A 13,360-nucleotide genomic window follows, 5' to 3' on the forward strand; every position below is an offset into this window, starting at 1 on the left:
GGCGGGCTATCTTACAGCGTACGAGCCACTTCGGTGACTTCGAACACTTCCAGCTGATCGCCTTCGACGATGTCGTTGAAGTTCTTGATCGACACGCCGCACTCGAAGCCCTGACGCACTTCCTTCACGTCGTCCTTGAAGCGCTTGAGCGAATCGAGTTCGCCGGTGTGGATCACGAGGTTGTTGCGGATCACGCGCACCGAAGAGCTGCGCTTGACGACGCCGTCCGTGACCATACAACCCGCGACGATGCCGACCTTCGGCACCTTGATGACCTGGCGCACTTCGACCATGCCCGTCACGACTTCGCGCTTCTCCGGCGACAACATGCCGGACATTGCCGCCTTCACCTCATCCACTGCGTCATAGATGATGTTGTAGTAGCGAATGTCGATGCCGTTGTTCTCGGCCACCTTGCGCGCCTGGGCATCGGCCCGCGTGTTGAAGCCGATGATGACCGCCTTCGACGCCGTGGCGAGGTTGACGTCCGATTCGCTGATCGCGCCGACCGCGCTGTGCACGATCTGCACGCGCACTTCGTTGGTCGAAAGCTTCTGCAGCGACTGCACCAGCGCTTCCTGCGAGCCCTGCACGTCGGCCTTGACGATGAGCGGCAGGTTCTGCACTTCGCCTTCGCCCATCTGCTCGAGCATGTTTTCGAGCTTCGCGGCCTGCTGCTTCGCGAGCTTGACGTCGCGGAACTTGCCTTGACGGAACAACGCGATCTCACGCGCCTTGCGTTCGTCCGGCAGCACGATGACTTCTTCGCCCGCGCCCGGCACTTCCGACAAACCCTGGATCTCGACCGGAATCGACGGACCCGCGGTCTTCACCGGCTTGCCTGTTTCGTCGAGCATCGCGCGCACGCGGCCGTAGGCACTGCCTGCGAGCACGACGTCGCCACGATTCAGCGTACCCGACTGCACGAGGATCGTTGCAACCGGACCCTTGCCCTTGTCGAGCTTCGCTTCGATCACGAGACCCTTCGCCGGCGCATCGATCGGCGCGGTCAGTTCCAGCACTTCGGCCTGGAGCGAGACGTTTTCGAGCAGGTCGTCGATCCCTTGACCCGTCTTCGCCGACACTTCCACGAACGGCGAATCGCCGCCGTACTCTTCCGGCACGACGCCTTCCGCGACGAGCTCCTGCTTCACGCGCTCGGCGTGCGCATCCGGCTTGTCGATCTTGTTGATCGCGACGACGATCGGCACGCCGCCGGCCTTCGCGTGGGCGATCGCTTCCTTCGTCTGCGGCATCACGCCGTCATCCGCTGCGACCACGAGAATCACGATGTCGGTGGCTTTCGCACCGCGCGCCCGCATGGCCGTAAAGGCCTCGTGACCCGGCGTGTCGAGGAACGTGATCACGCCACGCGGCGTCTCGACGTGATAAGCGCCGATGTGCTGCGTGATCCCGCCCGCTTCGCCCGCAGCCACTTTCGCGCGGCGGATGTAGTCGAGCAGCGACGTCTTGCCGTGGTCGACGTGACCCATGACCGTGACGACCGGCGGACGCGGCAGGCGCTCGCCCGTCTCTTCCGTCGTTTCACCCTCGACGAGCAGCGCTTCCGGATCGTCCAGCTTGGCCGCGACCGCACGGTGACCAAGTTCCTCGACGACGATCATCGCCGTTTCCTGGTCGAGCACCTGGTTGATCGTGACCATCTGGCCCAGCTTCATCATCACCTTGATGACTTCCGACGCCTTCACCGACATCTTGTGCGCCAGATCGGCAACCGAAATGGTTTCCGGCACGTGCACTTCACGCACGATCGGTTCGGTCGGGGCCTGGAACGTGGTTTGATCCTGATGCTTGCCGCGCCCCTTCGGGCCGCCACGCCAGCCGCGATCGACGCCGCCGCTGGTGTCGCCGCGCGTCTTGATGCCGCGGCGCTTGGCTGCGTCGTCCTGCCAGCCGCCCTTGCCGCCCGCCTTCTTCTTGTCGGGCGACGACGGTGCCGACGGTGCCGGCGCGCCTGCCGCCGGCTTCTTCGCCGCGGCCGGGCGTGCGGACACCGCGCCTTCCGGCTTCGCCGGCTTGTGCAGCGTGCCTTTCGCCTCGACGGCCTTCGCCGCTTCCACCGGTTTCGCGACAGGCGCCGGCTCGGCCGGCTTCGCTTGCTGCGCACGGCGCGGCGTGTTCATCATTTCGCGGATCGCACGCGCTTCCGCTTCCGCCGCGGCGCGGCGCTTCGCGATCTGTTCCTGCTCGGCGCGCGCCTTTTCGGTCGCCGCGCGCGCGGCGTCCTCGGCCTTCTTGGCCGCTTCGCGTTGAGCGGCGCGCTCGGCGGCGGCCTTCTCTTCGTTCTGCTGCGCGGCGGTGTCGACCTTCGCGGGCTCCGCGGCCGGCTTTGCAGCCTGCTTGTCGACCTTGGCTTCCGCGCGATCTTCCTTGCGGGCAGCCGTTGCGGCACGCGACACTTCCGCCGCTTCCGCCACGGCAGCGGCGCGCTTGGCCGCTTCTTCCTCGGCGCGGCGACGCTCGGCTTCCGCCGCTTCCTCGCGCGCACGACGCTCCGCCTCTTCACGCTCGAGGCGTTCCTGGCGTTCCTTCAGTTCCTGCGCTTCCTTCTCGAGCAGCTCGGCGGCATGCCGCGCTTCTTCCTCGCGACGCTGCAATTCGGCTTCGTCGACTTCGTCCTCGACGTGATTGCCCGCCTCGACGACCTGTTCGGCGCCATGTTCGTCGCGCTTCACGAAGACACGCTTCTTGCGCACCTCGACCTGAATGGTGCGAGCTTTACCCGTAGAGTCGGATTGCTTGATCTCCGACGTATGCCGGCGGGTCAGAGTGATCTTGCGCTTGTCGGCGTCGGCGGAACCGTGCGACTTTCGCAAATGATCGAGCAGACGCGCCTTGTCCGTTTCGGACAAGTCGTCGTCAGCGCTCGCTTTCTGAACGCCAGCCGCCTGCAACTGCTCGAGCAGTACGCCTGCAGGCATTTTGAGTTCCGCGGCAAATTGGGCTACGTTGTTACTCGCCATTCATTCCTCTTGATGCAAGGACAGATCCTTGCTGTTAGATCGGGGTCATGCGGCCGAACTGGCCGCGATATATCAGTGCGCCATGGTCATTTCTCACTGGAACCAGTGTTCACGTGCTTTCATGATCAACGCCTTAGCGGCATCCTCTTCCATGCCGGTCATTTCGACCAGCTCGTCCACAGCCAGCTCGGCGAGGTCATCGCGAGTCTGGATCTGGCGTTCTGCAAGCTTCGACAGCAGTTCGTTGTCCATGCCGTCGAGGCTCTTCAAATCGAGTGCGGCACCTTCGACTTTCTCTTCGTTGGCGATGGCCATCGTCAACAGGGCGTCACGAGAGCGGTTGCGCAGTTCGTGAACCGTGTCTTCATCGAAGGCTTCGATTTCGAGCATTTCGTTGAGCGGCACATACGCGATCTCTTCGAGGCTCGTGAAGCCTTCGTCGATCAGAATGTCGGCCACTTCTTCATCGACGTCGAGACGCGCCATGAACAGGTCGCGCAACGTGCCGCGCTCCTCGTTCTGCTTCAACGCGGATTCATCCGGCGTCATGATGTTGATCTGCCAGCCGGTGAGTTCGCTGGCGAGTCGGACGTTCTGGCCGCTGCGGCCGATCGCAACCGCGAGTTCGTTTTCGTCTACGACGACGTCCATCGAATGCTTTTCTTCATCGACGACGATCGACTGTACGGCAGCCGGCGCGAGGGCGCCGATCACGAACTGGGCGGGGTCTTCCGACCATAGCACGATGTCGACGTTCTCGCCACCGAGCTCGTTTCGCACCGCCTGCACGCGCGATCCGCGAATGCCGACGCAGGTGCCGATCGGGTCGATGCGCTTGTCGTAAGCGATCACGCCAATTTTCGCACGCACGCCGGGATCGCGCGCGGCCGCCTTGATTTCCAGCAGGCCTTGCTCGATTTCGGGCACTTCCATCTCGAACAGCTTCATCAGGAACTCGGGCGCCGTGCGCGAGAGTTCGATCTGCGGGCCGCGCGCAGTGCGGTCGACCTTGGCGATATACGCACGCACGCGGTCACCGACCCGCAGGTTTTCCTTCGGAATCAACTGGTCGCGGCGCAGAAGCGCTTCCACGCGACCCGATTCGACGATGAAATTACCTTTGTCGAGCCGCTTGACCGAACCGGTCATGATCTTTTCGCCGCGCTCGAGAAAGTCGTTCAGGATCTGCTCGCGCTCGGCGTCGCGAACCTTCTGAAGAATCACCTGCTTCGCAGCCTGCGCACCGATGCGGCCGAATTCGATCGACGGAATCGGCTGCTCGATGAAGTCGTCCACTTGTGCGTCGGCTTTTTCTTCCTTCGCTTCGAACAGCAGGATTTCCTGGTCCGGCTCCTGCAGGCCCGCCTCGTCCGGCACGACGCGCCAGCGGCGGAAGGTTTCGTGCTCGCCGCTTTCACGATCGATCGCGACGCGAATATCGACATCTTCCTCGAACAGCTTCTTCGTTGCCGAGGCGAGAGCAGCCTCGAGTGCTGCGTACACCACGTCCTTGTTGACGTTTTTTTCGCGCGCCAGCGCATCCGCCAGCATCAAAACTTCGCGACTCATTGTTTGCGGCTCCTAAAGTCAACCTTGGGGACGAGACGTGCTTTATCGAGGTCTGCGAGCGTGAAATCGAGCATCGCGGCGCCGTCCTTCCCTTCAAATTCCAAACCAATCATTTCGCCGTTCGGCGCATGCACGATGCCCCGGTACGACTTGCGCCCGTCCAGCGGCTTTTTCAGTGTGATGACAGCTTCGCTGCCCGCGAAGCGCTCGAAATCCGCCAGTTTCTTGAGCGGACGATCCAGACCCGGCGACGATACTTCGAGCCGGTCGTAATCGATGTTTTCGACTTCGAGCAGGTACTGAAGCTGGCGCGTGACTTTCTCGCAGTCTTCGATGGCGATTCCGGCGGGCTGGTCGATAGAGACGCGCAACATGCCGCCTCCCGAGCGCTCGAGATCGACAAGCTCGTAGCCTAGGCCCGAGACCGTGGTTTCTATCAATTCCGTCAGATGCACAGTGACTCCAAGGTGTTCGCGCGCGCTCCACGCCAGAACACCTGCGGATCGCGCCTTGAGCCGGCGCGCACTTGTTGCCCCAAGATGACGAACCGAATGGCCAAAAAAAAATGGGCGCAACGCCCAATTTCTTTAAACCGAGGTCGCATCCGGGCGGCGAAACAAAACTGCGTGCCCAGCGACTTTGTGATTTTAGCCATTTTTCGGGATAAACGCAAACGTACTAGGCCGGTTGGCGGCTGTTTCGATGCCGTTTCGCTGGCGTTTGCGTTCGAATCCTGCCTGGTTCCCGTACTTGCGGCGAATGAAAAGAGGCGCAGCGACGCGCCCCTTTTTCATTGCATCGGCGCTGAGTCAAATGCGCCAGTGCAATCAGACTTCGAGCCTCCGCGACTGGCCGACGCTCAGCGTCCGCGCGTCCGGTTGCGCGGCGTAGCCGGTCGTGGACCGCGGCCAGCGCCGCCCGCATTGGCGGACTTGCCCTGCCCACCCCCCTGCGGACCCTGTCGGCCGCCTGCGCGCGGACCACCCGCACCCGCGGCGCGCTTGCCCGAACCACCCATTCCCGTGCCCTGCGGACCACCCTGTGCACGAGCGCCGCGCGGACCAGCACCCGGACGGCCGCTGTTCGCGCGATTGCCGTTCGTTTCGGCGCCCGCGCGATTGCCGTTGGGTTCGCGGCCGCCGCCACGCGCGCCGTAGCCACCACCGCTCGCGCCGCTGAAGCCGCCGCCGGCACCGCCAAAGCCCCCCGCCGATCCGCCAAAGCCGCCAGGCGCGCCACGTCGGCCGCCGGGACCGCCGCGCGCCGGTGTCTGCGTCGCGCGCAAGTGCGAGCTCAGGACCGGCTCACGCGTGATGATGCCCATCGACGTTTGCATCGGATCGGGTTGAACGCGCTGCGGCGTGCTGCGGCCGCCTTTCTCCTCGGCCGGCGCCTTGAGTCCGACCGACGCCATCAGGCTGCGCACCTGATTGTCCTCGAGTTCTTCCCAGCGGCCGCGCTTCAGGCCCTTCGGCAGCGCGATCGGGCCGTGACGCGTGCGAATCAGGCGGCTGACCATCAAACCGGCCGCTTCGAACATCCGCCGCACCTCGCGATTGCGCCCCTCGGCCAGCGCGACGTGATACCAGTGGTTCGTGCCTTCGCCGCCACCGTCCTTGATGCGCAGGAAATTGGCCGGGCCGTCCTCAAGCTCGACGCCGCTCAACAGCTTTTGACGCATGCCTTCCGACAACTCGCCGACCACCCGCACCGCGTATTCGCGCTCCACGCTGTAGCGCGGGTGCATGAAGCGGTTTGCCAGATCGCCCGACGTCGTGAGCAGCAACAGCCCTTCGGTATTGAAGTCGAGACGGCCGACGGCGAGCCACTTCGCCGTTTTCATCGGCGGCAGCTTGTCGAAGACCGACGGACGGCCTTCCGGATCGGCATGGCTCACGATTTCGCCGGTTGGCTTGTGATAAAGCAGGATGCGCGGCGGCTTGCTCGCGAGCTTGCGCTTGACCGGCTTGCCGTTGATGCGCACCTGATCGGTCGGCATGATGCGCTGGCCGATGTGCGCCGGCTCGCCGTTCACCGATACACGCCCCGCGACGATCAGTTCCTCCATGTCGCGACGCGAGCCCATGCCCGCCTCGGCGAGCACCTTGTGGAGCTTCGGCGCGTCGTCGTCCGGTTCCAGCACGCGTTTTTGCTGCGGGTCGTTGCGCCCGCGACGCAGCATGGGAGCGCGCACGCCACCGGTGCCGTTGTCGGCGTCGAAGGCGGGGGAGGTCACATAGGCAAACACGTCGTCGACGGCCGCCGCTGTCGCGCCAGGCGCCGGCGTCACGGCGCCATCGCGTTTGCCGCGCTTTTGCTGCGCGCCCTGCCGGCGGCCGCCCTCACGTTGCGCTTCCTTCGGCTCACTCGGCTCCTTCGGTTCCCTGACTCCCGCCTCGCGACCCTCGGCCGCTTCGCGCTTGCCCTTGCCCGCAGCATTGCGCGGCGCCCTGGCCCCCGCTTCCTTGCGCGGCATGCGCACCTTCGCGGCGACGACGCCATCGGGCGGCGCTTCCGCCACCGCGCCGGCTTCCGGCGCGCCTTCCTCGGCGTCTTTCGTCTTCGCGACGGCGCGGCGCCGTGCGATCAGGCTGCGCGGCCCGCGACGCAAACCGCGACGGGGACGGTCGTCGCCCTCGGCGGAATCGTCGGTGCGGGCGCGCTCGCCGGCGTCGGACGGGTCTTGTGCGTCCGTGGCACGAACGGGGCGCTCGGATTCGGGCGAATCGCTGTCGTGGGAATGTGTCAAAACAACCTCAAATGTGTCGAGTCGCGCGCCCGTCGCGGGCGCGTCAAAAAATCCGCTGATCGTTTCGGCTGATCGTGTGAACTGATCTTTATGGACAGCCGGATCAGGGTCCGTGCAATTGCATCAGGCGCGGCGTGCTTCCCGTCCGTCGGTATCGTCGTCGGTCAGCGTGTTTTCGTCCGGTGCGGCGGTGACGCGATCGGCCGCGTCCGTCTCATCCATCTGCACCGGGTTCGATCCGGATGCGACGGCACGTGGTTCGTGCCGCGCCGGTTCGATCCGGGATGCTGCGTGATTCTGGTCGTCGGCTTCGGCGGGCATTTTTTCACCGCCAGCCGGTGCTCCGGCCGCCGGGGCCGCAGCGTCGAATGGCGTGAACGCTTCGTGGTCCGCCGCTGATTCCATCGATTCGTTCTGCGTTGTTCCGCGCGTCGCGGATTCGTCGCTTCGAGCCGCCGCCGTGCCCGCTTCGGCGCGAGCGGCGAGGCTGGGCACCGCGGACAGCGCGTCATCATCCGGCGCTCCTTCCACGTGGACTTCATCCTGCGCGGCGTGTTCCCCGCCAGCGATGAAATCGCTCGAATCCTGCTGCGGCGCGGCCTCGCCGGGCACAGCCGGGGCGGCATCGCCGTCCGGGAAGTCGATCGAGTGCTGCGCGAAAAGCGCCGCCTCGAATTGCGCGGACGGATTGTCCAGCGCGGGCAATTCGTCGAGCGCCGTCAGGCCGAGGTCGTCGAGAAACTGCTTGGTCGTCGCATACAGCGCCGGACGGCCCGGCACGTCGCGATGGCCAATCACCTCGATCCAGCCACGATCCTCGAGCTGCTTCACGACTTGCGTATTCACGGTCACACCGCGAATCTCTTCGATATCACCGCGCGTAACCGGTTGCCGATAAGCAATGATCGCGAGCGTTTCGAGAACGGCTCGCGAATACTTCGGCGGCTTTTCTGGGTGCAGCCGATCGAGATAACCCCGCATGGCGGGCTTGCTTTGAAAACGCCATCCGGACGCCAGCGCCACCAGTTCGACGCCACGGCCCGACCAGTCCTCCTTGAGGCCTTCGAGCAACGTGCGAACGGTGTCTGCCGAAATATCGTCGGCGAAGAGCTTGCGCAACTCGCCGAGCTTCAGCGGTTCCTGCGCACAAATCAAAGCAGTCTCGAGGACGATCTTCGCCTCTTGGGTATTCATGCAGCTAGGTCAGACCCTGTGTGGTCAATGAACCGGATCAATCGGACTTGAGCGGGCCCGGGCATTCAGACGAACGCAACGGACGGTAGAACTGGACGCGGAATTTCAAGACGCGCTCGCCCGATTTTGATCGGTCATATTGATTGGGAGCACGCACCGGGGGGAGCCGAATCGAGCGACCGGCCAGTGCGAGTCAGCAAAAATCGCGGTACTTCTGGCGGTCCAACGAGCCATCCCAACCGGACGGAGTAGCGCATTCCAAGGCGGAAGCGCGTGACTGAGCGCCATATTACGCAAAAAAAACCGGTGCGTAAAGGTGAAACATCCGGAGGCGCGAAGGCTCACGTCGGGCGGTGGACAAGGCGCTGGCCGCGCCTTGTCACGCTTTAAGACGATGCCCGCCGCGACGCGAGAAACGCACGCAGGCGTCCCACTCCGGCGTCGAGCCGCGTCGGGTCGCATGCGTAGCACCAGCGCACGAAGCCTTCGCCTTCCGCGCCGAAAGCGCTGCCGGGCGCAAGCCCGAGGCCCGCTTCGCGCACGAGCGCCTTGCACAACTCCAGACTGCGCTCGGCGCCGGGCAGCGAGAAGAACAGGTACATCGCGCCCAGCGGCGCGCGCACGTCGATGCCGGGAATGGCTTGCAGCGCGCCGACCAGATGATCGCGGCTCGCGTGCAGATCGGCGACAAGCGATTGCGTGAAGCGCTCGCCCTCCCGCACTGCTACGACGCCCGCCTGCTGGACGAACGACGGCGCACACGACGTGTTGTACTCGACGAGCTTGCCGAGATCGTCCATCAGCGCGGTCGGTGCGACCAGCCAGCCGAGGCGCCAGCCCGTCATCAGCCACGCTTTCGAGAACGAATTCACCGCGATCACGCGTTCGTCGCGCGTCGCGAGATCGAGAAACGACGGAGCGGCGCCTCCGTCAGCACCGTAATAGAGTCGCTCGTAGACTTCATCGGCGACGATCCAGATGCCGTGCCGACGGCAATGCGCCAGAACCGTGCGTTGCTCGTCGCGGGTCATGGTCCAGCCGGTCGGGTTGTTCGGCGAATTGATCAACAGCATCCGCGTGCCGGGCGTGAGTGCGGCAAGCAGGCGTTCGAGATTGAGCGTCCAGCCAGCGGCGCCATAGGTCAGCGACACCGTTTCGACGCTCGCGCCCAGGATCTTCGGAATTTCGACGAGGTTCGGCCACAGCGGCGTGACGGCGACCACCCGGTCGCCCGCCCCCGCGACCAGTTGGGATGCCAGCATCAGGGCGTTGACGCCCGCGCTCGTGACGGCGATGTGGTCCGGCGTCGTGGCGCCGTGCAAGGTCTCGACGTAGCCGGCGAGCGCCTCGCGCAGCGGCGCGATGCCAAGATTGTGCGTGTAGAACGTCGCGCCGCCGGCGAGAGCGCGGCTCGCGGCATCGCGGATGAACTCGGGCGTCACCCGATCGGATTCGCCGAACCAGAAGGGCAGCACGTCCGGCACGCCGAAACCCGCGTTCGCCACTTCGCGGATTTGCGAAGGGCGCAACCCGCGCACCGCGTCGCGCGCGTTCGGCGCGTGGCCGCCATGGGCGCCCGCCAGTGTTCCCAATTCCGCCGACACCGCTCCCGCCGATTCGCTCATTGCCCGCTCCGCCGATAAAAGTAAAAGTCTAACGCGCCGCGCTTCCTTCACACGACTGCCCGGCCGCGCTCATTCGAGTTCCTCTGCGCGGCCGGGCAAGGCGGCGACGAGCGACCACACCGATTCCGCGGCGGGCGACAGCGAACGATCGCGCCGCCTCACCAGGTCCACGGTGCGCTCGGCCCGCGGCACGAGCGGCAGCGCAACCAGCGACGACTGCGCCGGCAGCGGCAACGCAAGCCAAGGCAGCACGCTGATGCCGACACCCGCCTCCACCAGCCCGAAAACAGTCGCCGAATGGCCGAGTTCCTGCACCACTTCGGCGCTCACGCCATGCTCGCGCATCACTGCGTCGATGATCGGACGGCTGCCGGACGCGTAGTCGAGCATCACGAGCCGCTCCCCGGCCAGCGCCTCCCAGGCGACTTCCCGCGCCCGCCCAAGCGGATGATCGCGCCGCGCGACGACGCAAAACGAATCCGTCATCACCGTTTCGCCGTGGAGGTCATCCGAGGCGAGCGGCCCGATGACGACGCCGAAATCCACTTCTCCCGACTTGACCTGGCGCAGGACGTCGCTCTGCACGTCGTCGCGCAGGCTCAGCGTGATCAACGGAAACCGGTCGAGGCATGCCGCGACCACGCGCGGCATCAGCCGACACGCGACCGTAGGACTAGCCGCGACGATCACGCGCCCGCGCCGCTGCTCGCCCAGATCGCGAATCTCGCGCAGCGCTTCGTCGAGATCGGTCAGAAGCCGCGACACGCTGCCAACCAGATTCGCGCCGACGTCGGTGAGTTGCACTTCGCGCGTCGTGCGGTCGATCAGCTTGAGGCCGATCTCGGTTTCAAGCTCGCGCACGCACCGGCTCACGGCGGACTGCGTCAGCCCGATTTCGCCGCCTGCCCGGCTGAAGCTTCGCAATCGCGCCACTTCGATGAACACCCGCAATTGACGGAGTGTCACGTTGAGCGTTGCACTCATTCCAGCACCTCATTAATCACCCACATCAATGCGCATTATAGAGAGCCGAAAAGCACCGACGAGGTTTCGCTGCGGTGCAACAAATCCACGTGCGCGCACGTACGCAGGGCTTGCTGCACTGGATTGGTGATTGTCCCGATTTCGCAAACACTACATTTCGGGTCTGATACGGGCCATGCTGGCATCTCGCCAGCCTACTGCCATGTGGGTTTCCCGGCATTTGCTGCTCACATGGCACGGTTCTCGCATTTCATTGCGCACAGGGTCGGCACTGCCTGCGGTCAAAGCAAATCGTCCGCCGCAGCGGCCTCCGACCTGCCTGGGTATTCGTTCTTCGGATTCCGACCAGAGTGCGCGGCGCGGGGCAGCGCACCGGGGTTAGCTTCGCTGAGGTGAAACATGATGCTGTTCGACGATTTGAGAGATAACGAGTGGGCGCTGGTTGAGGCGCTGTTCTGTGCGGAACCTGCACGCAGCGAACGCCGCGGCCGCCCGCGTGTGGAAGCGCGCGCTGTGGTCAATGCGGTCCTGTGGGTGCTGTCGACGGGCGAAGGCTGGTCGAAGCTGCCGGGCCGCTACCCGTCGCCGCCGACCTGCCGCCGCCGCTTCGACGAGTGGCAAGCCGACGGCACCCTCGCCGAGATCGTGAAGCGTCTCGGCAGCAACGGCCGGGAAGTTTCGCTGCGCGGCCGCATTGGATCCACGGCGGCGAAGCCGCCAGCACCGCCGAGTCGCGATCGTCTGCGGGGCGCCTTCTGGACCAACCCGGAATCGTGGCGCGCACCGGCCAAGATGGCCTGAGCGATCGATTTCCTTCCATCGCACGAAAGAAGCGCCACGGAATTTGCACGCTTCGCACCATGAGGTTTCGTCCGCGCTTCCGGACGAAACCCTGGCCTCTCTCCTCTTCGTTTTTTTAGCACGTGCCGCAAGCATCGGCTTCGGCACGTGTCCTCCGTTCGCGTTACGCGGTAAGGAAACAACTCCTTACTCTTAATTACAGCGCCGCTGTCTGCACTGGCATAAGTTGATGAGTTATCGAACAGGCTTTCGTACGGGCCTGAAGGGAGCTCACCATGAAACCAATGTCTCGGCTTGCGAGCGGCATTGTGGTTTCATTGCTGTGCGGGGCCGCTCTTGCGCAGGCTCAATTACAACCGGACGATCTCAGCGTGAAGGCAAGCGCCCGGGCGGCCGCGCCGGCGCAACAAGACGTGTCGCGCGCCCGGGATTTCAGCCCACCGGCACCGCGCGGCGACTTGCGTGGCGATATCGCCAGCAACGTGCGGGCGCGCCCGGAACCAGCGCATCACGAGCAGCCGCACGGTCATTGAACCGACGTGATCAATTCCGCAAACATTCAGATGCATTGAAGGGAACCACTGCGGCGTCGCGCCAGTCCCACACAGTGCCATGAGCACAGCGTGGCAGCAGTAAGATCCGGTATGCCCGTATCCTCGCGATACGGGCTTTTTTTCGGCCTGCTTCCTACAAGGTTTGTCAGTCGAAGCAATCGACAGCAGGACCTTCCGGTCCGAAGCCGAAACTGGGTTCCTGCCCGCACTCTACGCCGCTCACTCGTTCGTGGCGTCAACGTCCACGCCAACCTCCAGGCCGCTACTAGACGCGAGCCTCGAGGACGGGTTCGTGGATCACGAGCGCATAGGGCGCGGCGCGATGCTGATCCCAATCCATCGATCGCTCGTCGCGCGCGAGACGGGAGAATTCGAGCTTGCCGCGCTCGGTGACCACGGCGATGTCGACGGGCGCGTGAAATCCGGGAGCCGGTGCGACCGTGCGCTGGCGCACGAGTTCCAGCAAACCGAGGGCGCGCAAGTGATCGAAGACATTGGGGCGCTTTGCCCACGGCACCTGGCGATACTGGGCTCGCCGGAGCGCTTCGAGTACGGCTTCGTTAGAATACGTGGTCATTTCGTTGTTTCTTCCTGTGCAGCCATGACGGCGCCGCTCGTGAGCAGTCAGAAGACTGCTGGCGGCGCCGACTAAACGCGGCATGCCCCCACCGGTTCCATTGCCGCTTCGCGACCCAGAACCGGATTCGCAGCCGCCGCTTGCGCTAGGTGCTGCTTGTTATTTCAAGCCCCCGTTACAACGTGCTGATCGCACGCTTTCCTCGCAAATCGTCGGCGTATTCCCGGGAACGCGACGACGCAGCGAATTGTCTCGAAAACTATACGTTACCCCAATCAAATTGGTTCTATTCACTTTATTGCTGCTTTTTTTTGCGCTTTTTG

The 13,360-nt window shown here is 64.5% G+C and carries 10 protein-coding genes; 2 read left to right on the forward strand and 8 right to left on the reverse strand.

The window, feature by feature from the left end:
• Positions 1-11: 11 nt before the first annotated feature.
• From infB to AWB68_RS22255, 7 genes are all read right to left on the reverse strand, one after another.
• Complete coding sequence (gene infB, locus AWB68_RS22225; protein WP_087646507.1) at positions 12-2,984, reverse strand: translation initiation factor IF-2; 2,973 nt, start codon at positions 2,982-2,984, stop codon at positions 12-14.
• Between the two features lie 93 nt (positions 2,985-3,077).
• Positions 3,078-4,553 carry a transcription termination factor NusA gene (gene nusA, locus AWB68_RS22230; RefSeq protein WP_087646508.1) on the reverse strand — a complete coding sequence of 492 codons (1,476 nt, stop codon included), beginning with the start codon at positions 4,551-4,553 and terminating at the stop codon, positions 3,078-3,080.
• Positions 4,550-5,008 carry a ribosome maturation factor RimP gene (gene rimP, locus AWB68_RS22235; protein WP_087646509.1) on the reverse strand — a complete coding sequence of 153 codons (459 nt, stop codon included), beginning with the start codon at positions 5,006-5,008 and terminating at the stop codon, positions 4,550-4,552. Before rimP ends, nusA begins: the two co-directional genes overlap by 4 nt.
• 404 nt (positions 5,009-5,412) lie before the next feature.
• A complete protein-coding gene (gene rluB / locus AWB68_RS22240; RefSeq protein ID WP_087646510.1) occupies positions 5,413-7,302 on the reverse strand; it encodes a 23S rRNA pseudouridine(2605) synthase RluB in 1,890 nt (629 codons plus the stop codon).
• Between the two features lie 123 nt (positions 7,303-7,425).
• Positions 7,426-8,496 carry an SMC-Scp complex subunit ScpB gene (gene scpB, locus AWB68_RS22245; protein ID WP_087646511.1) on the reverse strand — a complete coding sequence of 357 codons (1,071 nt, stop codon included), beginning with the start codon at positions 8,494-8,496 and terminating at the stop codon, positions 7,426-7,428.
• A gap of 386 nt (positions 8,497-8,882) precedes the next feature.
• The gene (locus tag AWB68_RS22250; RefSeq protein ID WP_087646512.1) at positions 8,883-10,121 is read right to left on the reverse strand and encodes a pyridoxal phosphate-dependent aminotransferase; all 1,239 of its coding nucleotides are present in this window, start codon (positions 10,119-10,121) and stop codon (positions 8,883-8,885) included.
• Between the two features lie 69 nt (positions 10,122-10,190).
• Entirely contained in the window at positions 10,191-11,105 is a 915-nt protein-coding gene (locus tag AWB68_RS22255; RefSeq protein ID WP_087646513.1) for a LysR family transcriptional regulator, read from the reverse strand.
• Positions 11,106-11,504: 399 nt separating this feature from the next.
• Between AWB68_RS22255 and AWB68_RS22260 the strand changes: the two genes are divergently transcribed.
• The gene (locus AWB68_RS22260) at positions 11,505-11,906 is read left to right on the forward strand and encodes a transposase (RefSeq protein ID WP_087646514.1); all 402 of its coding nucleotides are present in this window, start codon (positions 11,505-11,507) and stop codon (positions 11,904-11,906) included.
• Between the two features lie 275 nt (positions 11,907-12,181).
• Positions 12,182-12,439, forward strand: a complete 258-nt coding sequence (locus tag AWB68_RS22265) for a hypothetical protein (RefSeq protein ID WP_087646515.1) — start codon at positions 12,182-12,184, stop codon at positions 12,437-12,439.
• Between the two features lie 286 nt (positions 12,440-12,725).
• Here AWB68_RS22265 and AWB68_RS22270 read toward each other — a convergent pair whose 3' ends face one another.
• On the reverse strand, positions 12,726-13,037 hold the full coding sequence (locus AWB68_RS22270) for a hypothetical protein (protein ID WP_087646516.1): 312 nt from the start codon (positions 13,035-13,037) through the stop codon (positions 12,726-12,728).
• Positions 13,038-13,360 lie beyond the last annotated feature (323 nt).

This window comes from Caballeronia choica (assembly GCF_001544535.1).
Lineage (GTDB): Bacteria > Pseudomonadota > Gammaproteobacteria > Burkholderiales > Burkholderiaceae > Caballeronia > Caballeronia choica.

Bases quoted from the DNA above. Each gene is read 5' to 3' on its own strand.
- scpB (WP_087646511.1), bottom strand. From the start codon at position 8,496: ATGAATACCCAAGAGGCGAAGATCGTCCTCGAGACTGCTTTGATTTGT.
- AWB68_RS22255 (WP_087646513.1), bottom strand. From the start codon at position 11,105: ATGAGTGCAACGCTCAACGTGACACTCCGTCAATTGCGGGTGTTCATC.
- AWB68_RS22250 (WP_087646512.1), bottom strand. From the start codon at position 10,121: ATGAGCGAATCGGCGGGAGCGGTGTCGGCGGAATTGGGAACACTGGCG.
- nusA (WP_087646508.1), bottom strand. From the start codon at position 4,553: ATGAGTCGCGAAGTTTTGATGCTGGCGGATGCGCTGGCGCGCGAAAAA.
- AWB68_RS22270 (WP_087646516.1), bottom strand. From the start codon at position 13,037: ATGACCACGTATTCTAACGAAGCCGTACTCGAAGCGCTCCGGCGAGCC.
- AWB68_RS22260 (WP_087646514.1), top strand. From the start codon at position 11,505: ATGATGCTGTTCGACGATTTGAGAGATAACGAGTGGGCGCTGGTTGAG.
- infB (WP_087646507.1), bottom strand. From the start codon at position 2,984: ATGGCGAGTAACAACGTAGCCCAATTTGCCGCGGAACTCAAAATGCCT.
- AWB68_RS22265 (WP_087646515.1), top strand. From the start codon at position 12,182: ATGAAACCAATGTCTCGGCTTGCGAGCGGCATTGTGGTTTCATTGCTG.